Origin of the sequence: Bacillus cereus group sp. Bc010 (assembly GCF_027716745.1) — a bacterium.
Classification (GTDB): domain Bacteria; phylum Bacillota; class Bacilli; order Bacillales; family Bacillaceae_G; genus Bacillus_A; species Bacillus_A pacificus.
The window spans coordinates 165,350-186,502 of record NZ_JAQFUY010000004.1 but is presented as its reverse complement, the minus strand read 5'-3'; the positions used below and the strand labels follow the sequence as shown (position 1 = coordinate 186,502).

Below are 21,153 nucleotides of genomic sequence, written 5' to 3'. Positions count from 1 at the left end.
CTTTAACGACCTTCTTTCTCTTTCAAACGACTTACATACTCCATAACCATTTCTTTTGTAACATATTTACGCTCTAGTGTAACACCATTTTTTGCAAGAGCATTAATTTGCTTCGTTACAACATTAATGACATCAACCGAAAATTCTTTCCCATTTGACGCAAGAGATACGGCTGCTTCAATAGCTGCTTCACGCTGCGCATCTAATTGTAAACATGCTTTTACACTTTCATTTTGTTTACGAGAATGTGCTGTAATTGCTTTATGTACTTCCATCTTCTCTTCCCCCTAAATAAGTTATACGTTTTAATTTAATTCCATTGCAAGCCGAATCATATCACGGCATACAATCCCATTTTCAATAATCTCTTCTTCATAATGCTTCGAAAAGTAATCAAAATCAATAGAAAAAATACGAAATCCACATTTTTGATATAAAGCAAGTTGTGAAACACTAGAATTGCCTGTACCAACTTCAAGTTTTGACATACCATATCCTTTAGCAGTTTCTATAGCATGACTTACTAGCTTCTTTCCAATGCCTTTTCCTTGCAAATGCTCTACAACCGCAATATTCATAATTTCCATCGTCTTCGGCCTTGTTTCCAAAATCACATATACACCGATTACATTATCCTCTTGCTTAGCTACGTATGTTAATCCTCTTTGTACATATGCACCAATTTGCTGTTCACTTGGATCGGCAAGTAGTAATAAAGACTTCGGTATAGCTTCTTTTGAAATACGTTCTATTACAACAGTCATAAAAAATTCCCCCTTCTCTATTGTTCTAAACCCTCCTTGTCTACCATAAGTAATAGAAAGGAGGGATTCACCATGGACAACAATGAGAAAAAATGCAACGTCATCTCTATTGATGGAAAGAAGAAGAAGAAGAGCGACACGTATTCCTATCCAAAATTAGTAGTAGAAAACAAAACATATGAATTTTCTTCGTTCGTCTTATGCGGTGAAACACCAGACGGCAGACGACTCGTTCTTACTCATATGATTTCTACCGATGAATTTGCTGGGTTTGTCAAATCTTTAGATACTGTACTACAAAAGAAAATCGAACGAATCTTTTTCTCATAACGACTACATCACATACATTTCTTTTTCAATCTCTACTAATTGCTTTTGCAATTGTTCTTTACTTTGTTCATATAGTGATACATCAATTGTTTCAGCCAATGCAAATAATACACTTTCATAATAATTCATCACATCTTGCTGCATCACTTTTTGGAATAAGTTCCATTTCAAATCCCACTCTTGCTTATAATGATGAACAAATAAATCTTTTTCATCAGCTACATAGTTTGATACGAGAGGTTCTAATACAGATTTAACGTCTTCTTGCATAAAGGCTTTGTCATTCTTTTCAAAAAAGCTTTTCTCGTTTTTAAAGTGTGCCAATGCTTTTTTGAAATCTTTTATTTCAACTGAAGGGAACGGTTCTTTATGTGTAATATCTTTATATTCATATTCCACTGTTCCATTCATAGAAATTGATTCATTTTCTACTTTACAGTTCACCACAATTTCATTCTTTGCACGCTTCATCGCTTCATCTATCCATTTTTCAAGGCGTAATGATGTCGCACGCATTTCTTGTAATAAATCATGCTGAATAAATGCTACTAATTCCATAACACACTGCTGCAACTGCACTTTCACATTTCCATCCGTTCGAAGCGATGCTGGATTAATAAATTCAGTAAACACATCGTTATAGCGTAGGAATAGACGTTGTTGCACGTAATAAAGCAATTCTTTCACTTCATTTTGCATCGCCTGTTCTTCAGCAAGCACACTATATGATGAAATAATATGAAGTAGTTGATCACGCTCTGCTTCATATTTTTTCGTTTGCTTCTCTTTCTCTTCATTCCCCTGCTTTGCACCATTTATCATATTTACTAACAGCTGATCTGCCCCTTGCAATGCACCATATAAAGCATGAACAGATACGAGCATTAAATCTCTCATCATAAAGGATGTAAATGATTCCTCTAACTTAGCAATCCCAGAGTTTTGTAAAATACCGTACTTCTCTTTTTCAATATTTTTCCCTTGTTTCTCTTCAAGCGCACATAAACTTGAAATTGCAAATAAACGCGGATTCCTAATACCGTATTGCAGTAGCTGATCTGCGATATAACCTTTTACCATTTCAAGCTCTTCTTCAGACTCTGCTAAATCGGCCGCATTAATTAAGAAGAACATTTTATCAAGAGCAAAAGTATCCTTTACACGACCAAGCTGAATTAAAAATTCACGGTCAGCACGAGAGAACACGTGATTATAATACGTGACAAATAAAATAGCATCTGCGTTTTTAATATACTGGAACGCAACGTCTGTATGGCGGGCGTTAATAGAATCCGCTCCAGGTGTGTCTACAAGCGCTACTCCTTGCCTTGTTAATGCACAATCATAATAAAGCTCCATGTACTCAACAAAACAAGATTTTTCTTCATTCGCTACATAATCAGAAAACTCATCTAATGTAACTTGTACTTGCTCACCTAAATGCGCAGAAACCGTATCATACCCTTTTTGTACCGCTCGTAAAAAGCTAAATGTTGTTTTTTGCTTTCCAGTTGGTGAAGGGTATTTCATAACTTTATCAATCTGTGCTAACGCTTCATCTAACGTAGTAATCTCATAATGAAACAGCTTATAAACAGCTTTCATATCTTCTAATAAGGCTTGCTTTGATTTAAATTGAACCATTACTGTTCCGTGTGGTTTTTCCTCTGTAACTGGCAAAATTTGATTAATCGTTGCCGTCGTCGGATTTGGTGACACAGGAAGTACTTTTTCACCAAGCAATGCATTGGCAAATGATGATTTCCCAGCACTAAAAGCTCCAAATAATGCCACTGTAAATTGTTTCGTTTCCACACGGCGCCTTTTTTCTATTACCTCTTGCTGTACATGTTTTAGCGCTGGCAATGGCTCTAATATCGTTTCAGCTTTCTTCACTTTCTCTAATATACGCTGAATATTTAAAGCTGCCGTTCCTTTTATCTCTTCCTCACGAGCCGCTACGTTATCATTTACAATTTCCTGCTCTTGTAGTGTGAATTTCTCACTAACAATTTGTTTTTTACTTTGCAATATTTCCTCTACTTGCAATCCTTCTGGTGTAGCAACACGATCATGCCAAATATTTTGTAAATAGCCTTCATATGCCTCCAAATTGTTACTGTATTGCAATTGTGTTTCTTTCGCAGTTTGCAACATCGTATATGTTTCAATCTCTTCTTCAACACGATCAACTGCTTCTTTTACCTTTTGCTTTAAAACGACTGCACTTTTATCAAAAATTTGCTGTGCTTTTGTAAAATAACGTTTCTTTAATTCATTCGCTACATCCGCTGTATAAAGAAGTAAGTAATCACCTGTGAAACCTGCACCTTGTTTAATTACTTCCGCTAACATTTCTGGTCCAAAAGCAATTTCTAAAGCATATATGTCTTTCCCAATCTCTTCTGTAAACAACCCTTCTTCTTTTAAGAAGGCAACAATAAATTCTTTCACATGAAAATCAAGTTGCGTTTCGACAGTCTTTTGCAAAGCAGCATAAAAAGCATCTAAACGTCTCTGTTTTTCTTGCTCAGTCTTTCCTTTCGCAAATAGCAAACCAACTTTAAATTTTGTTAATTTCGTTTCTAAGTACGCATTTGCCAATTCTCTCATTTCAAATGGCATTAAATACGCGTTATCTAATATAGCTTGTAAGCCCTTTATAAATTCATTTCTCATTTGAGACTCTTTATTAGCCTCGCGATGTTTCATTTCCGTTAGCTCTTCTTTCTTTTCAACTATTTCTGAAATGGAAAGCGGTGATGCTAACTCTTCCTCATATTTCAAAAGAGCTTTTTCATTTTCAGAAAGAATAAACGAGAAATGTTCCCCCATTAAATATTCTGTTTCTCGCTCCATTCCATCTCTTACATACTGCTCTTTTTCTTTCATAATAGAAGTAATTAGCGTTTCTAGGTTTTCAATTTCATTATGTGGATGGTTCATCATTCGTAATGATGTATAATAAACTCCATCTACTTCAATATCCCAGTTAGAGAATGATTGTTTTACACTATCTCTATAATCCGCAAACGATAATTCATTTTCTTTATGTTTATCTATTTGATTTACAACGAGATAAACCGTTTTATTACGTTGTTTCAATTCTTTAACAAATTGTAAATTCACTTCCGATTGGACGTGATTATAATCCATCATATAAAAAATCACGTCTGCTAGATGCAGCGTTGATTCTGTCGCTAGTTGATGGGCATCATCTGTTGAATCAATCCCTGGTGTATCAACTAACATAACACCTTCAGGAATTGGCGCATCATTCCGATAAATATGAACACCAATTACCTCATCGCCATCTTTACAAATTTGTTTTAATTCTTCTGCTGAATATGCACCGTCATATTCGTACTGCTCTCCAGATTTAATCGTTACAACAACACGATCAAATCCCTTTTCAATTTTAACGACGTTAGCGCTTGTCGGAATTGGACTTGTCGGTAACAACTGCGCTTTATATAGATGATTCATCATCGTTGATTTCCCTGCTGAGAAGTGACCGCAGAATGCTATCATAAGCTGCTCTCGTTTATATTTTTGAATTACTTCAAACAACTTTAAGCTATTCTCTGCATCGCCGTGTTTTTGCCACTCTTCATAAAAACAAACAAGTTTTTTCATACCGTTTGTCTGTACTATGTTTGTCATCCCCTTGTTCCCCTTTATCCAAGATGTATATGCTATTTGCAAGCTAATAACCAGTGAGAAATGCACCTACTCATTGATTATCTTTTCACTTTACTATCATACTAAATTTTCAGCATATTCTCATTAAAAATAAAAAATCCCTTTCATTCTTTTTACAAATGAAAGGGATTTTATGTAATATCACTCATTTTGCTGTTCCTACTCCATTTAAAACATACTTTGCAATAACTGCATATACAGTGACTGTACCTGCTACTAATGCATATACCATACTCATGCACCAACCTTTTTTGATAATGATTATCACTTTTGAATACATTTTATCATTAAAGAGAATCATTATCAACACTTTTTCATAAAGAAAGCCCCTTATAAGAAGGAGCTTCACTGCCTGTTTTGAAAAAAGGTAAAACTTGTTGTGCACTCTTATTATATCTCATCTTACATAACTTAATAGTTAAAAAAAATGGAAATCCACCCTATACCCTCCATCTTACATTTTGTATAATAAAAGGGAATTACTTAACAAGGAGGAAAATAATGACACAAAATATTTCACAAGGCGAGAGGATACACTCCATCGATATTATTAGAGGAATAGCTGTACTTGGTATTTTTCTTGTGAACTGGCCTGTTATCGCCGGGATTGACTCACGTGATATTACAGGAATTTACGAAGGGATAGACAGCTACATTCGCCTATTTTACGATATGTTTATTCAAACAAAGTTTTATACTATCTTTTCGTTTTTATTCGGCCTAGGATTTTACATTTTTATGACTCGTGCTGAAGCGAAAACAGATCGACCAAAAACTTTATTTGTTCGTCGCTTACTTATTTTATTATTATTTGGTTTCTTACATTACGTTCTTTTATGGGACGGAGACATTTTACATACTTATGCAATTACCGGGTTTTTCTTATTTTTATTTTACAAAAGAAAGCCACGTACTATTTTAATATGGTCAATTGTACTATTAAGTTTCATGCAACTGTTCTCATTATTAGGTTCTCTTCTCATGTTAATCGTGCCAGTAGAGGAATTAGGCCTTTCCACAGCAATTATGCCGTTAGAAAACTGGGGCTTACAAATCACAGACCGATTCCATTCTTTCTATTCTGAAGCAATACGTAACAGTCTTATTATGCTTCCTGAAACACTAGGATTGTTTTTACTCGGATTATATGCCGGTAAAAAAGACATTTTCCGCCGTGCTAAGGAATTAGATCCAAAACTTAAAAAATGGCAAATCATTATGTTCATTTTAACATTACCGATGTGGTTTATTATGGTTTACTTCTTTATGAACAATCAACCATACACACCATTTTCACTTATGGGTATTACGATGATAAGCGGAAAGACATTATTCATATTCTACATTTTCACGCTCATGCGTTTATTACAAAAAGAAAAATGGCAAAAGATATTACGTCCGTTCCAGTACGTTGGTCGAATGGCATTAACAAATTATATCTCGCATACAATTGTTACGTTGCTTGTATTCGGAATATTGTTCAAAAATGATTATCTTGCTCCATTATGGGTAGGACCACTATTTTGCATCGGTTTCTACACGCTGCAAATCTTTATTAGCCGCTGGTGGCTGTCACGTTACCAATACGGGCCACTTGAGTATATATGGCGCCTTGGTACGTACGGAAAGATGATGCCACTTAAAAAGAAAAGCAAGGTCTCGTAAGCAACACAAAAATAAAAGGTTCAAATCGCATGCGATTTGAACCTTTTATCAATTTTACGCTTCTCTTACCGCACTTTGTATCGGAACTGGTTCATCCTTTACTTTCACTTTACGCTGCGGCACCATATTAAATACGATATTTAAAAGGACTGCTGACGCACTTCCAAGTACGATTCCGTTATCTGTTAAAATACGAATACTTTCTGGAAGTTGTGAGAATAATGTAGGAACGACAGTAACTCCTAGTCCAATTCCGACAGAACATGCAACGATTAATAAGTTTTCTTGTCTTCCAAAATCAACGCTACTTAACATTTTAATACCATATGCCATTACCATACCGAACATCGCTAACATCGCACCGCCAAGTACTGATTTCGGAATGATTGTTGTAATAGCGGCGATTTTTGGAATGAACCCAAGAACGATTAACATACCACCACACGTGTAAATAATCACGCGATTTCTTACTCCAGTTAATTGAACAAGCCCTACGTTTTGAGAGTATGTTGTATACGGAAAAGCGTTGAAAATACCACCTAACACCATCGCTAATCCTTCTGCACGATAACCTTTTGTTAATTCTTTTTCACCAATCTTTTTATTGCAAATATCAGATAATGCAAAGTAAACGCCTGTCGCTTCTACAATCCCTACGCAAGCAACGAGAATCATCGTAATAATTGGCGTTAATTCAAATGTTGGTGTACCGAAATAAAATGGCTGGATACCATGGAACCAATCCGCTTCTCCAACCGCTTGCAAGCTTACTTTCCCCATAAATGCTGCAACGATTGTACCGAACAATAGACCTAGTAAAATAGAGATTGAACGAATAAATCCGTCAAAGAAACGATACATAATGATAATAAATAGTAACACACCAAATGCTAATGCTAAATTTTCAAGACTACCAAAATCTTTACTTCCTACTCCACCAGCCATATCATTAATAGCGGCAGGAACAAGTGTAACTCCAATTACGGTAACGACAGATCCTGTTACAACAGGGGGAAACAGCTTTACAAGCTTTCCAAATAATTTCGCAAAAATAACAACGAATAACCCCGCAGCAATAATCGCTCCATAAATAGAGGATACGCCGTATTGTTTCCCGATTGCAATCATCGGGCCAACCGCTGTAAATGTACAACCAAGTACAACTGGAAGTCCAATACCGAAAAAGCGATTTGATAATGCTTGTAAAATTGTCGCAACGCCGCACATTAATAAATCAATTGAGACTAAGTACGTTAACTCTTTTTGATTTAAACCAAGTCCGCCGCCCACAATAAGCGGAACGATAATTGCACCAGCATACATTGCAAGCATATGCTGCATACCAAGTGATGCGATTTTAAATGGATGTTGCTTCATCGCTTATTTCACCTCCGCAGTTTCATGCTGTACAAATGTAACTGTGCCGTTATCAAGTGATGCAATTTCTGCTAGTGATTCAACACGAACTCCTTGTTCACGAAGCTTCTTTCCTCCATCTTGAAATGCTTTTTCAATAACAATACCAATACCTGCAATACTTGCTCCGGCTTGCTCTACTAAACTCATTAAACCTAAAGCAGCCTGACCGTTTGCTAAAAAGTCATCAATAATTAAAACGCGATCACTTTCATCGATATGATTTCGAGATAATGAAATTTCATTCGTTTCTTGTTTCGTAAATGAATATACGTTTGCCACATACATATTATCTTGTAACGTTAACGATTTACGCTTTCTAGCAAAAATTACTTTTACACCAAGTTCTAATGCAGCCATAACCGCTGGTGCAATACCTGAAGATTCAATCGTCACGATTTTTGTAATGTTCTCTTCTTTAAAACGTTTAGCAAATTCTTTTCCGATTTCTTGCATAAGTACTGGATCAATTTGATGATTTAAAAAAGCATCTACCTTTAATACGTCACCAGATAAAACCTTTCCTTCGTTCAAAATCTTTTCTTGTAATACTTTCATGTTTGTTCCCCCTCTTATGCAATAAAAAAACTCCAAAAGCCGCCACCACTCGTTACAAGTGAGAGACGCGCTTTTGGAGTTTCGCAAAAAAAGAATGCTAAACAAGCAAATATATTCGTCCTCACTCATAGTCAAAGTATTTACGGTACTTCGGTAGAAACTTGCAGGCCATATCCCCGCGATTATATGAGTGTAGCTAACTATTTATTTTATAGAAGGATTATAACGTACTTTTTATACTTTGAAAAGCTTTTATTAATAAAACACGGACAAATTTTATAAAATCATCATTTTCGTTCGAGTTTTGTAAACTCTTTCATTCCAAATTACAACTTCGTTAAAATGATCGGTCCATCTTCTGTAATCGCAATTGTATGCTCATATTGAGCTGATAATTTCCCATCCATCGTTTTCGCAGTCCATCCATTTAAATCTACTTTCGAATATCGCATACCTACATTGACAATTGGCTCAATCGTAATTACCATTCCCTCTTGTAACTCAGGCCCTTGTCCCGGCTTACCAAAATGAAAAATTGCTGGTTCTTCATGAATCTCTTTACCAATTCCATGTCCCGTAAAGTCTCTTGCGACAGAAAAACCTTCACTTGCTACATAACTTTCAATCGCATAACCAATATCTCCTACATGATTACCAATTATCGCCTGATCAATGCCTTTATACAAAGCATTCTCAGCTACTAGTAACAACTTTTCTGCTTCATCAGAAACTTTTCCAACTCTATACGTCCAAGCAGAATCTGAAAGACCACCATTTAAGTTTACTACCATGTCAATTGTTACAATATCACCCTCAGTTAAAGGAACATCGGCCGGAAACGCATGACACATTTCATCATTTACAGATGCACATATCGCATATGGATATCCGTTGTACCCTTTCTGCTCAGACGTTGCACCATGCCGTTCTAAATATGCTTCCACAAACGTATTAATTTCTTTTGTTGTAATACCTGGTTTCATTATTTTCGCAATTTCTCTATGACATGAAGCAAGTAACTTTCCAGATTCATGCATTACATCTATTTCATTTTTCGTTTTAATTGTAACCATTCTACCTCTCCTGACTAAACTTCACATTTACTACTGAAATTCAATCATACACATCCTCTATCAAAAATTCAAAGCACCCAATTACAAAAATATTATTTATTTCTGCATCAAAATTAAAAACAGAGGAGATTCTTCTGTTTTTAATCATTTTTACATATATAGTTCATTTTCAAAAACTCAAAATAACTACCGTTTGTTTTCTGTATAAACGTTCCAACTGCTTCAAATCCTGCCCTTTTATACACTTTAATTGCTCTCTTATTAAATGTAGCTACTGATAGTGTTATATACTTGCATCCATATTTTTCTTTACTAAAAGCTAGTATAGCGTTTATGAACTGTAATCCAAACCCATTTCCAGTTATATTAGGTTTCATTCCAAGACCTATATCAACCGTCCCATCATTTATTTTACAAACAGTAAAATAACCAATGAGAGTGCCATTTTCCTTCACAGAAAAGGTATGATCCCCCCTACTCTCATCATGTAAAAATTCAGTTAAATCTTCTTCATCTGCCTCTATATCATAAAAGGAATATTCCCCTTCATAATGCCAGTTGTATGCAATTTCTTCTGCTTCTTCTTGCGTCATTACTGTATATGTATAATCCATTTTTCTCCCCCCTTTAAAAAAAGAGCTGCAAGTAAGCAGCTCTTTTTATAACTCGTAAATTTCTTTATACTTCGCTTCTAAATAATCTGCTAAGTAATTTGCATTTAATCCTTCACCTGTTACATCTTCTAAAATTTCAAGTGGCTTTTTCGTTTTACCGTATTGGTGAATATTTTCTGTTAACCATTCACGAATTGGTGTTACGTTTCCTTCTTCTAATAATGCATCAAAGTTCGGAATGTCTTTTAACATTCTTTGCTTAAATTGCGCTGCATACATATAGCCAAGCGCATAAGATGGGAAGTATCCAAATGAACCACCAGCCCAGTGAACATCTTGTAATACGCCTTGTGCATCGTTAGCCGGGCGAATTCCTAAATATGCTTCCATCTTATCATTCCAAGCGGCTGGTAAATCTTTCACTTGTAATGTACCATCAAATAATTCTTTCTCAAGTTCATAACGAACCATGACGTGAAGCGGATATGTAAGCTCATCTGCTTCTATACGAATAAACGACGGCTTCGATTCATTAATCGCATCGTAAAACTCATCTACTGATAAATCATTGAATTGACCATCGCTATACTCTTTTAATAAATCATAATTTTTCTTCCAGAATGATTTATTACGACCGATAAAGTTCTCAAAGAATAATGATTGTGACTCATGAATACCCATAGATGTTCCACTACATAGCGGTGTACCTTCAAATTTCTCTGCAATATTCTGCTCATATACAGCATGACCACATTCATGAATTGTTCCAAACACAGCCATACGGAAGTCTTTTTCGTCATAGCGTGTCGTAATACGAACATCCCCTCTATTTAATGTGATCTCGAATGGATGTACCGTTTCATCAAGACGACCTGCTTCAAAGTCATAATTTAATTGCTTTAATAGCTCTAATGTAAAGTTTTTTTGTTTTTCTTTTGAAAAATGTTCCGATAAAGCACTTGTCTTTAATCTCTTTTGCGACTCCGATATTTCTTTTACGAGCGGTACGATACGCTCACGAAGTTGACCAAATACGTGGTCTAATACTTCTACCGTAATACCCGGCTCATACATATCTAATAATGTATTATATTTATATGTTTCGTAACCCCAATATGTAATGAACTTCTTTTTAAATTCAACGATTTGTTCTAAATACGGACGGAACATTTCGAAATCAGATTTTTCGCGAGCTTCTTCCCACACACTTTCTGCTTTCGCTTCTAATTTCACATACGCTTCATATTCCGCTTGTGGAATTTTCTTATTTCTATCATATTCTTTACGACACTCTTCCACCATTTTCTTCGTCGTTTCAGAAAGTTTGTCTTCACTTATTAAAGCTTCAAGCTCTGTTAAATAGTTCCCCATCTCATCTGAAGTCGACATAGCAAATACTTCTGATGAAAGCATGCCAATTACTTCTGAACGCTGGTCTACACCTTTTTTAGGCGCACCTGTTCTCAAGTCCCAAAACATTAAGCTTAATGCCTCTCCATAATTCTGTATCTTCTTCACATATGTTAAAAATTGTTTTTCTACTTCATATGTAGCTACTGTCATCGTATAAAACCTCCCTTTTCTACCTCAAACTTAATTCGACATGGAAATCTAAATTCCTTTTATAATAGAAAAAAAGCTTGGCAAGCGCCAAGCTTTCTCCTTATAATTCTTTACCTTCTACTGGTAGTACGTTTTTCACCGCTTCTATCACTTTCTCATCTTCTGTATCAGATAAGAAGATTGATATAGCACCTTTATCGTCGCTCGTACGAATTAAACGTCCAATCCCTTGACGAAGACGTAAAATCATATATGGTACATCTACATCCCAGAATGGATCATTTACGTGTTTACGCTTCGCTTCAAACACAGGATCGTTTGGAGGGAATGGTAATGACCAAATGATAACATGTGATAATGATGAACCAGGAATATCTAAACCTTCCCATAAATGAACGGCACAAAGTACAGTCTCTTCTTCATTTTGGAAACGAGAAACGAGCTGACTAATTTCTTGATCCCCTTCATATAGGAACGGAACGGACATTTGTTCTTTACTTACATATTCTTTAAACGCTGCAAGTTCTTGTGTTGTACGGAATAATACAAGTGTACGTCCATTTGTTTTCTGTATATTTTCAAGTGTATATTGACACTTTCTTTCCCATTCATTTTCTTTCGTATGGGATAGTAAGTTTACTGCCATTTGCTCCTCATAATCAAACGGTGAAGCAACCGAGAATGACAAGTAATCTTTTACTCCTAAGCTATTTGCTGTAAATGCGAATGAATCGTTATTAGATAATGTAGCAGAAGAGAAAATATACGGGATTTTCTTCGAGAATACTTTCTCTTGTAATACTTCTTCAACTGCACGTGGCATAATCACTAACGTGAAGGCTCCATCACCTTCTTCACCCCATGTAATTACATTTTTCTCGTGCATGAACAGACGAAGTGAATGTTCTAATACATCTAAATGTTCATCAACGATATTTAAGTCATACGTGTTTACTGTATGCATTTCACTTTCAAATACTAATGCATCACCGACTTCACCAATTTTCGCATAAAGTCGCTTCGCTTCAGCAGTTACTTTTTCTGTCACAGTAATTTCTAAACGATCAGAACCGGCAATTTCTTTTTTATTTTCTTGTAACACATCAAAGAATCGCTCTGTTTGCCAAATTGTTTCTTCTACTAAATGCGCAAACTCTTCACGAATATCGTTTTGCAACAATCTTGTTAAAAGTTGCTCCATCATCGTTTGCTTTAAACGATATGTTAAAGCTTTTTGAGCTGCATACTCTACAAGATGTCCTTCATCGAATACAACGCAGCTACTTTCTGGTAATAACGGAATTTGCCCTTCACGTTTACGTGCATCATACGTCCAAATATGATCCATATAGAAATCTTGAGAACAAATAATTAAATCTGCTGCTTTACGATAATGTTCACGAGAAAGGGTTTGACCACAACGATGACGAGAATCACAAGTGAAGCAATCTTGGAAGTAATCCCAATTTACTTTTGACCATTCCTCATCATTTAAAAGAGGAAATTCTTTTCTGTCACCGTAGTGAGTAAAGTTTTGCATCGTACCATGATCAAATACAAACTGCGGTAATTCGTAGTATACATCTTCAATTACTTCTGGAGCTCGTCCACTCATAACATCTTCAAGTTTACGTAAGCACAAATAATTATCCATTGATTTCGCAAGTCTTACATCTACCGATAAGCCTAATGCCTCAGATAATTTAGCAATGTCCCCTTCTTCTTTCACAAGCTGCTCAATTAACGTTTCATCAGCACAAGCGATAATCGCTGGTTTTCCAGTATAACGCGCATAGCAAATTGCATATAGAAGATATACAATTGTTTTCCCTGTTCCTACACCCGCTTCTGCGAACATTACTTTCTTTTCTTGGAAAGCACGTTCTAATTGAAACGCCATAAAAATTTGTTCATCACGCTCTTCAAAACCTTTTTCCGGAAGGATGTCGTAAAACACATCTCCAATCCACTCATTCAACTTATCATAAAAATTATCTTGTTTCCCTACTTCAAATGGTAATCTCTTCTCAGTAAACATCCTTAGCCTCCAACCAAAAAGTTTTTCTATAAAAGATATAGCAACTGCTACTCATATGTGCGCAGCCACTTTCCCCTGTTGCAATACATGGAAATACACGAAAAAAAATTTTCCTTTCGAAAAAGGAAAATTTTCTTCTATATTAATGACTTTAAATACCGTTTATCTATCGCTGTTTCATGCGAAAGAGCTAACAAATATTCTTCTTGTGCTTTTTGTATTTCATCTACAATCGCACCTTCGTTATCCACTTCTTTTCCGAGCTCATCATACGTACGGTGAATAGCTTTTTGAATCATTGATAATTGGAAACTATCCATATCAGTTCCTCCTTTACGCATTACATAATAGCCAGTATATGCGCGCTAAAGGAGTTTTATACTATGAATTACGAGGTGGACGTTTTCCGAAGTATTGGTAGTAATCTGTCACCACAATATACTCATAAACATAGTAATTTAAAGGTTTCCTCTAATTTCTTTTTTCCGAATCATTTGTTACTACTTCCATAATAATATGTCTAGAAAAAAAATACAATGGATTTATGTATTAGACACATCATTGTATCTTAACATACTTCATCGGTATCTACAATAATTAAAATTCCTAATATCCTACTAACGCGTTCATAAATAAAAATAGGGAATTTAACTCTCTTTCTTTTTTCGACTTTCTTTTAGGCATTCATAATTTTTCTCTATTAGTAAAGTCAGAAGTTCAAGCGTTTCAGGATTTTGTTCAACCATTTCTTTTAATCCAGAAAAATAAGCAATAAAATCTTCTCCAACTGCTTTATGTGTAGTCCCCCTCAACTTCCCTTCTGTAACTTTCATAAACATAAAATACTCGCTAGCAATTTCAAACATAGTTTCTGCAATTTCTTTAGTAATAACTTCGGATGGCTTCTTGAAATCATTACCTTGAAACCCGCTATATAGACTATTATTTTTTAAATTGTTTAATATTTTCTCAAACGCTTTAACCCCTTGACTCTCAGGTATACCAACAATCTTTTCTAACCCTTTCACATTTACAGTGGGCATCATCATAAACAATCTAATTTTAGGGTTGTGATTCACCAAACGTTTATGCAAATCCTTCCAATTATAATTTTTATCCATTGCACTTTCAGTCAACGCCCTACCAAACATCGGAATTTTAGATAATTCTTCACACATTAAATGAGAAAGAGTATAAGCACGTGCATATCTTTTATTTTCTAATAATAACTTTGCATCCTCTATTAATTCACTTGCATTTTCAATAACTTTTAAACTCATATTTTCTACTTCATCTACGGTTAACTTTTTAGCCATTTTTATCCCCCAACTCTTACTGTGTACTTAACAAGAATAATAAAAACTGCTCTTTTATCATCAACAAATCATTTATTACTTTTGGATAAACTCTTCCATCCTAGATACCGAATAAAAACCATTATCTTCATCGTCTAAAGGAAGAACTTTTTTAATTGCAACAATGTCCTTTAACATCTCTGACATTATTTTTTTTACTTCACCTGCATTACCGTTCCCTTGATGGAATTTAACTGATTCAGTTATAAATATTTTTGAGTTACTCAATAAATTTTTAATGTTCGTCTCAACACTTTCAAATTCTTCTGGTAAATACTTCACGCTAAGTTCAACATTATAGATACTTTTCTCTAATCCCCTCAATTTTTCTTTTAACTCTTTATCTGTTGTTGCTTTGTTACTTATCTTATCTGCAACATCATCCACATAAGAAATTAAAGTATTAACTTGCCCAGGTAATATCTTTAAAACCGATTCACTGGCTTCCTTTTTCTTTTCTTCTGTTTGAGCATCCGCTTGTTCTTTTACTCTATCTTCTGTTTTTGAATTTTCTTCAAACGCTTTATCTGCCAACGTTTCTTCTTTATTATTTTCACATCCCATAAGCAATAAGAAAATAATAATCATTGTAAAAGCAAGCACCAGATTTTTATTTTTATATTTCATATACTCCACCCCTTGTTAAACGTTTATTTTATTAAATTGATTTAATTCATTTAATTCATTATTTACTAAATGTCTATTCATATCTCTCATTTTCCTCTAACAGGAAATCAATCGCTTGATTAATAGTTTCTAAAACCTCCTTTCCTTGTAGATATTCAATATAATTCTGTTTTTGATTTTCATATCTTCTCTCACATGAAATATTATGAATATCTTTCCACAAAACCTTTATTAAACAAAAAGTTACAGGAGGTTCAAAAACTGGGAAAGTGAACTGTGGTACTGCTTCCGTTTTATGTAATTCTATAAAATTCATATTATGTTTCACCATGTTGTAGGCATGTCTTAAACCAAATAATAAATTCCCTCTAGTATCTTGTTTTTGTCTGTATGAGTACTCCACTTTATTAAATTCTATATGCCAATCGTTTATGGCGACTACCCATAACAAAACTTCACCCAATGTTGCGTACATTTTATTCTCATCGTTCATAACACTAAATGCCCTTGTTAAACGTTCATGAGCAGATTTCAAAGCATATTCGGATCTTCGCAACCTCTCCACAGCCATATATTTATCCCCTTCTTTTAATTAATAGTTCTTAACAATAAAAATATCATATTTTACCATATGATTGAAATTCATATTATGTAAGATTTAAATTAATTTTATGATTGTTTTAATTATTAATAAACAAGTTGTACAATATTTTTTTGATACTTATTTAAAATTCATTTAAAACATTCTTTTTTATTGTGTAAAAGAATGGGCGAAGCCCCACCGAACGAAGTGAGGTAATGAGCCGAAGGCGAACTGGAGAGCGTTAGCGAAAGAAAGATAGGGGAGCATTAGCGACCTTCCTTTTATACTATCTATTCTTTTTACTATCTATTTTCTATACCTATCGCTTTTTGTCCATTTTTGTTCATTTTTTGATATAGGTCTTATCACTTTTCGTCCTAAAATGGACATTTTCTGATGAACTAATTTCGCTTTTTGACCAAAACAGGACAAAAAATGATACCTCGTTGCATTTTAAACAAGCCATTTGACATTTCAAAATGTCTAAGAGGGTGTCAAGATTAATAATTAGGTACTTTTGAGACAGGATAAAAACCTTTGTTATCAAGGGGTGTACGTGTTAGCGTAATTTGCCGACTTTATATATATTAAACCCAATCACGAAAACGAAAATTGAAAAGATTCCTACCTCAAAAAACGACCTCTCAAATTTGCTTGTACTAGATTTTAAGAACTAACCCAATACCAAAACATCTAAAACAACTAGAGGGCTATATAAAGAAAAATAAAGGTATATCATGAGATACACCCAATATTTCTATTACCAAGGGTCACCGCTGTCAAAATTATTTTGAACTGTTGCATTTCCAAAAAACTTCTCTGAACCTAATGTCTCAATTTCACCATTTATAAAACGTGCACAGATTCTACCTGAATATGTACCTTCACCTCTGTTAATCCATTTATAAGACGTTACATCTTTATCAAAGTTTAATGAATAGGAATATGTACCATTACGATATAGATAAAGTGTATAGCCAACAAACCCAGAATAGTTTTCAGCATTAACATCTTTGCCCCATGTATAAGTAACTATCCCATCTCCATCTTCGGCTACTTCTCCTACCGCTTTAATATCCATTGGTGATACATTAGTTTCATAATTGTTAGGTGGTAAAGGTTTAACAGTTTCATCTTTAATTTGAAATTTATTAGATGTCTGCGCTAAACTTCCTTCATCTTCTACATATGTATTAAATAGAATAGAAATCTTAATAAAATACTCACCTGCTTGCAAGTTTGTATAATTAATAGAAGTAGATATAGTTGTGGTAGTTGAAATCTCCACATTATCCTTTAACAATACAACCTTATATCCCTCCCATTCACGATACTTAACTTTATTATCATCGTGTGTCCAAGAGAAACTAATCTCTCCAAGAGATGTAGGTGTTTGATTTTTAATATCATAACCCTTAATTTCACCAACATTGGTTTGTAATTCATTAGGAGCACTAGGTAATGTAGGTGTTACACCTTCACGGTAGAATAAAGAATCATCAATTTGACTTTCCCAATCAGTAGGTCTAGTTTCTCTCCAATAAATTTCATTAACATAATCAGAAAAAGAAGTTGTATTGTCCAAACGACAGGTAATATTTAAATATCCCTTCTTTTCAACAGATACACCGATAATACTATAATTTTTGTTTCCTATAATTACTTGTCCATCGCTTTTACCAACAAGTTTCATAATTTTTCTGGTCAAAGAAGTATCCCTTACAAACACATGAATCTCTGAATCAATTGTAACCATTGACACTGTGCTTTGATAATGCTGTGTGTAATCACTTGTGCGCTGAATAACCGCAGGACATTTCAAAAGATATTTACTTGTTTCATCCGCATACTTTAAATTAAATATGATATTGTGCTCACACTGTCTCATAATCCCTTTATAATTTTCCGAACGTGGTACAGTTACTTGATTCCAAATCATCCAATACATGTCGTTATAATAGATGTAATCACCACGCATCATTGCGAAATTAGTTGAAAGATATTTATCATTAAATTCTCGAGTATCAGTATTTGTAATGATTCCATACTTCTTAGCGCCATTTATAAACACTTCTTGACCTGCTAATGACATCATGTCATTGAATACGTTATATTGCAGTTTAAAAATATTAAATTTATCCATTTTTTTATCCTCCTTTCTTATTGAAATAAATTGAAGAAGTTGCTAGGTGCAGAATCTTCATTTGGCATTTGACGAATCTTCTTTTCTAATTGGTCAATTCGTGCTTGCAAATACTTAGCAAAATTGTCAATTGTCATGTCGTCCTGTCGGTAGTTTTTCATTAAATGTGGTTGGTTTGCGATTGAATTTAAAATTGCCAGTGCAGTTGAATAGATTGCTTTCTTGTTGGCTTTTGACGATGCATTGTAAATTGCATCACCGTTAATGCCTTCTTCTTCTAAATACACAATTAATTCTTCATACGGTAATTCCATACCACCGATTTCCATTTGTAATCTTTCGATATTATCCATATCTATATTCTCCTTTGTAATTGATTTGTTATATATTAAACATTCATGAGAGTTACAAACTAATCTGTTAATGTACTCTTGAATATAAGTTGGTGTATCCAATGGCTCATTGTTATAGAGCCAGATTCCTTCATATGTAAATACGAATATATGTATTTTAGCGTTGTGATGTTCCGAAATGTAGAATCCATTCAATTTGATTCCATTAACTTCATATCCCATGTTCTCATCATCTTCAAAATGAATAAGGGTTGTATCATATGGAGTAAAGGACAATTCTTGATACAACATACCTGCAACATATGGATAAATCGCTTCATATTGTTCAGTTGTCATTAGTGGACGTTGTTTGATTGGATTTAATGTTAGGTACGTTGATTTGATTTTGTTTTCGAGATATAATAGAGATTGGCTAGGTAAATTTAGGATAGAATCAAGCATCATAGATTCTCCTTTCTGAAATTTTTTAGGGTGTGTGTTGAGAGGTTGGCTATAGGAGCATTTTGTGAACATGGGGTAAACGTTTTGTTCGACTTCTCACCTTTGAAAACACCAAAAATGAACAATACACGAATAAAGAAGTATCCCCATAATACTAATTATATGGTAGTTTACATAATTAAGGTTATAGGAAGTCCTATCACACGAACGTTCATTGACTATCCAATGACATTGTTCGTGTTTTATTTTACGGTCATTTTCTACAAAACTCACTCATCTACCTAGAGTAAGTTGAACAAAAACGAGTTTTAAGAACACTTGTTCTTTCCATACCCTTCTCATTTTTGTTCGTTTATTTTCCGGCTCGGCTCATCCTCGCACACATGCATTACTTAAAAGTGTGTCGCATGAAATTAATACCTTTATATCACTAAACTTTGATATATCAATGTTTTTGCCAAATCCACACATACAATCACAACACTCACATATGTCTCTCTTATCCCTCGACTATATCCTCTTTCTTAGTTGCAACGTCTGCTTTTACATCCATTGTCTTTGCTTGCTCATACTCATTGACCTTGTTATTGACTTGCTTCTGCTCACTAACTCGTTTCTCACGTTCAAGTATACGCTTCAACTCTAGGTGTTCATTGCTAACATATGGATTGATTGCAACCAATGACTCCATACTGATTGCACCAACATCATACATCTTAACTAAGTTATCAATGACCTCTGTCTCATTGACTGGTCTTGCATAGTGGAATACCATATCTAACGAGTCAATAGCATCTTCACTGTATGCCTTACCTTGCTTACCTAACAGACCCACTACCTTGCTGTTGCGTTGCTCTAGTCCCTCTCTTAGGTAACGCTCGTTGAGTCCACCCTTCATGTCAGCAAGTTGATATAACATTCTCATACTCATCTCTGATAAGTTACTTACATCCGAAGCATTCAATGCCACAGCAGGAACACTTGCAATGTTAATCAGTTGTTGCATGAGTGTATTGAAGATTACCTCAAATGCCTTATGATTGACACCATTACTTACCATCTTAAAGTCAGCACCATCATCTAAAGTAATTCCACCACCAACGATATGAGGATTCAGCCCCTCTCCTTTTAGTTGTTGCCCAATAACTACTGGGATTGGATTATGATGTTTATAGAATGAATCACTAAACTTAGATAGTAAATCCTCCATAGCATCAATGATATTAATAAAGTCATCTAAGTCGCTCTTTCCAAATGTCGTGCTCAATTCATTATCTGTTTTATAGTGAATTGGTAAACCACTAACATTCTTATAAGAACCCACAACACGTAAATCCGTACCTCCAATTGTTGAATACTTCACTACTTCCTCTGGTGTATAGACAACATAGAAGTCACTCTCTAATGATGTATAATACTCAACAAATGCAATCATGTCGTTCTCATCATTATAAATAGGATATCCGCATTCTGTCGGTACGACCTTACTGCTCACATTTCCATCATCTTTGATATACACATACTCATATCCGTTACCATACTTAACTAAGTTATTTAGCAGGTCGAAGTCAATCTTGTCATAATTACCTTTCTTATACACCCTCTGCATATCTCCGACAATCTTTTCCTCACCAGTAAAAGTTATCGGTTTTTTTAATAGGTAAGTAGTTTCAAGGTTCACAATTAACTTTGCATACTGTAATAAAACTTGTCGTTGTTGATATGGTTTATTATTATAACTTTCTACAACCCTATTTGAGATAGCATGTTTACCATCCAAATATTTTTTCTTCTCAATTGTATCTAAAATTCTTTTCTGGTTTTCAAAATGAGACACCTCATCAACAAACCAGAATTGGTTACCGTTATGTACGGTTTTAATATATTCTTGTAAATTCATTTCTTTTTCCTTTCCAAAATAAAAAACA

General features: G+C 34.5%; 18 protein-coding genes and 1 riboswitch. Of the genes, 2 read left to right on the top strand and 16 right to left on the bottom strand.

The window, feature by feature from the left end:
- Positions 1 to 2: 2 nt before the first annotated feature.
- Together PDQ68_RS07915 and PDQ68_RS07910 are read right to left on the bottom strand one after the other, a co-directional pair.
- The gene (locus tag PDQ68_RS07915) at positions 3 to 275 is read right to left on the bottom strand and encodes a YpbS family protein (protein WP_000451811.1); all 273 of its coding nucleotides are present in this window, start codon (positions 273 to 275) and stop codon (positions 3 to 5) included.
- 30 nt (positions 276 to 305) lie between these two features.
- Positions 306 to 764 (bottom strand): GNAT family N-acetyltransferase, encoded by a 459-nt coding sequence (locus PDQ68_RS07910; protein WP_061184026.1) that lies wholly within the window; start codon positions 762 to 764, stop codon positions 306 to 308.
- A 72-nt stretch (positions 765 to 836) separates the two neighbouring features.
- Between PDQ68_RS07910 and PDQ68_RS07905 the strand changes: the two genes are divergently transcribed.
- Positions 837 to 1,094 carry a DUF3931 domain-containing protein gene (locus PDQ68_RS07905; protein ID WP_061184025.1) on the top strand — a complete coding sequence of 86 codons (258 nt, stop codon included), beginning with the start codon at positions 837 to 839 and terminating at the stop codon, positions 1,092 to 1,094.
- Between the two features lie 3 nt (positions 1,095 to 1,097).
- On the opposite strand, the gene PDQ68_RS07900 is transcribed toward PDQ68_RS07905, so the two are convergent.
- The gene (locus PDQ68_RS07900) at positions 1,098 to 4,757 is read right to left on the bottom strand and encodes a dynamin family protein (RefSeq protein ID WP_061184024.1); all 3,660 of its coding nucleotides are present in this window, start codon (positions 4,755 to 4,757) and stop codon (positions 1,098 to 1,100) included.
- Positions 4,758 to 5,297: 540 nt separating this feature from the next.
- Between PDQ68_RS07900 and PDQ68_RS07895 the strand changes: the two genes are divergently transcribed.
- The gene (locus tag PDQ68_RS07895) at positions 5,298 to 6,461 is read left to right on the top strand and encodes a DUF418 domain-containing protein (protein ID WP_073529922.1); all 1,164 of its coding nucleotides are present in this window, start codon (positions 5,298 to 5,300) and stop codon (positions 6,459 to 6,461) included.
- A 54-nt stretch (positions 6,462 to 6,515) separates the two neighbouring features.
- Here the strand turns inward: PDQ68_RS07895 and pbuX are convergent, their stop codons facing one another.
- From pbuX to PDQ68_RS07830, 13 genes are all read right to left on the bottom strand, one after another.
- Positions 6,516 to 7,838 carry a xanthine permease PbuX gene (gene pbuX / locus PDQ68_RS07890; RefSeq protein WP_000809226.1) on the bottom strand — a complete coding sequence of 441 codons (1,323 nt, stop codon included), beginning with the start codon at positions 7,836 to 7,838 and terminating at the stop codon, positions 6,516 to 6,518.
- Positions 7,839 to 7,841: 3 nt separating this feature from the next.
- Entirely contained in the window at positions 7,842 to 8,435 is a 594-nt protein-coding gene (locus tag PDQ68_RS07885) for a xanthine phosphoribosyltransferase (RefSeq protein ID WP_000866487.1), read from the bottom strand.
- Between the two features lie 108 nt (positions 8,436 to 8,543).
- A riboswitch (purine riboswitch) is annotated at positions 8,544 to 8,645 on the bottom strand.
- A gap of 116 nt (positions 8,646 to 8,761) precedes the next feature.
- Positions 8,762 to 9,508 (bottom strand): type I methionyl aminopeptidase, encoded by a 747-nt coding sequence (locus tag PDQ68_RS07880; protein ID WP_000256355.1) that lies wholly within the window; start codon positions 9,506 to 9,508, stop codon positions 8,762 to 8,764.
- Between the two features lie 140 nt (positions 9,509 to 9,648).
- The gene (locus PDQ68_RS07875) at positions 9,649 to 10,122 is read right to left on the bottom strand and encodes a GNAT family N-acetyltransferase (protein ID WP_061184022.1); all 474 of its coding nucleotides are present in this window, start codon (positions 10,120 to 10,122) and stop codon (positions 9,649 to 9,651) included.
- Between the two features lie 45 nt (positions 10,123 to 10,167).
- Complete coding sequence (gene ypwA / locus PDQ68_RS07870; protein ID WP_000215092.1) at positions 10,168 to 11,685, bottom strand: carboxypeptidase; 1,518 nt, start codon at positions 11,683 to 11,685, stop codon at positions 10,168 to 10,170.
- Positions 11,686 to 11,785: 100 nt separating this feature from the next.
- Positions 11,786 to 13,723, bottom strand: coding sequence for an ATP-dependent DNA helicase (locus tag PDQ68_RS07865; RefSeq protein ID WP_000493698.1), 1,938 nt, complete (start codon positions 13,721 to 13,723; stop codon positions 11,786 to 11,788).
- A 137-nt stretch (positions 13,724 to 13,860) separates the two neighbouring features.
- Positions 13,861 to 14,043, bottom strand: coding sequence for a DUF3921 family protein (locus PDQ68_RS07860; protein WP_016717030.1), 183 nt, complete (start codon positions 14,041 to 14,043; stop codon positions 13,861 to 13,863).
- A 327-nt stretch (positions 14,044 to 14,370) separates the two neighbouring features.
- Positions 14,371 to 15,039 (bottom strand): AbiV family abortive infection protein, encoded by a 669-nt coding sequence (locus PDQ68_RS07855; RefSeq protein ID WP_061184021.1) that lies wholly within the window; start codon positions 15,037 to 15,039, stop codon positions 14,371 to 14,373.
- 75 nt (positions 15,040 to 15,114) lie between these two features.
- The gene (locus PDQ68_RS07850; protein ID WP_012093787.1) at positions 15,115 to 15,705 is read right to left on the bottom strand and encodes a hypothetical protein; all 591 of its coding nucleotides are present in this window, start codon (positions 15,703 to 15,705) and stop codon (positions 15,115 to 15,117) included.
- A 73-nt stretch (positions 15,706 to 15,778) separates the two neighbouring features.
- The gene (locus tag PDQ68_RS07845) at positions 15,779 to 16,198 is read right to left on the bottom strand and encodes a hypothetical protein (protein ID WP_270786651.1); all 420 of its coding nucleotides are present in this window, start codon (positions 16,196 to 16,198) and stop codon (positions 15,779 to 15,781) included.
- 850 nt (positions 16,199 to 17,048) lie between these two features.
- The gene (locus tag PDQ68_RS07840; RefSeq protein ID WP_012093785.1) at positions 17,049 to 18,431 is read right to left on the bottom strand and encodes a hypothetical protein; all 1,383 of its coding nucleotides are present in this window, start codon (positions 18,429 to 18,431) and stop codon (positions 17,049 to 17,051) included.
- Between the two features lie 17 nt (positions 18,432 to 18,448).
- A complete protein-coding gene (locus PDQ68_RS07835) occupies positions 18,449 to 19,225 on the bottom strand; it encodes a glutathionylspermidine synthase (RefSeq protein ID WP_270786650.1) in 777 nt (258 codons plus the stop codon).
- A gap of 499 nt (positions 19,226 to 19,724) precedes the next feature.
- Positions 19,725 to 21,125: a phage portal protein gene (locus PDQ68_RS07830; protein WP_012093783.1), complete on the bottom strand. Its 1,401-nt coding sequence runs from the start codon at positions 21,123 to 21,125 to the stop codon at positions 19,725 to 19,727.
- Between the last annotated feature and the right edge of the window lie 28 nt (positions 21,126 to 21,153).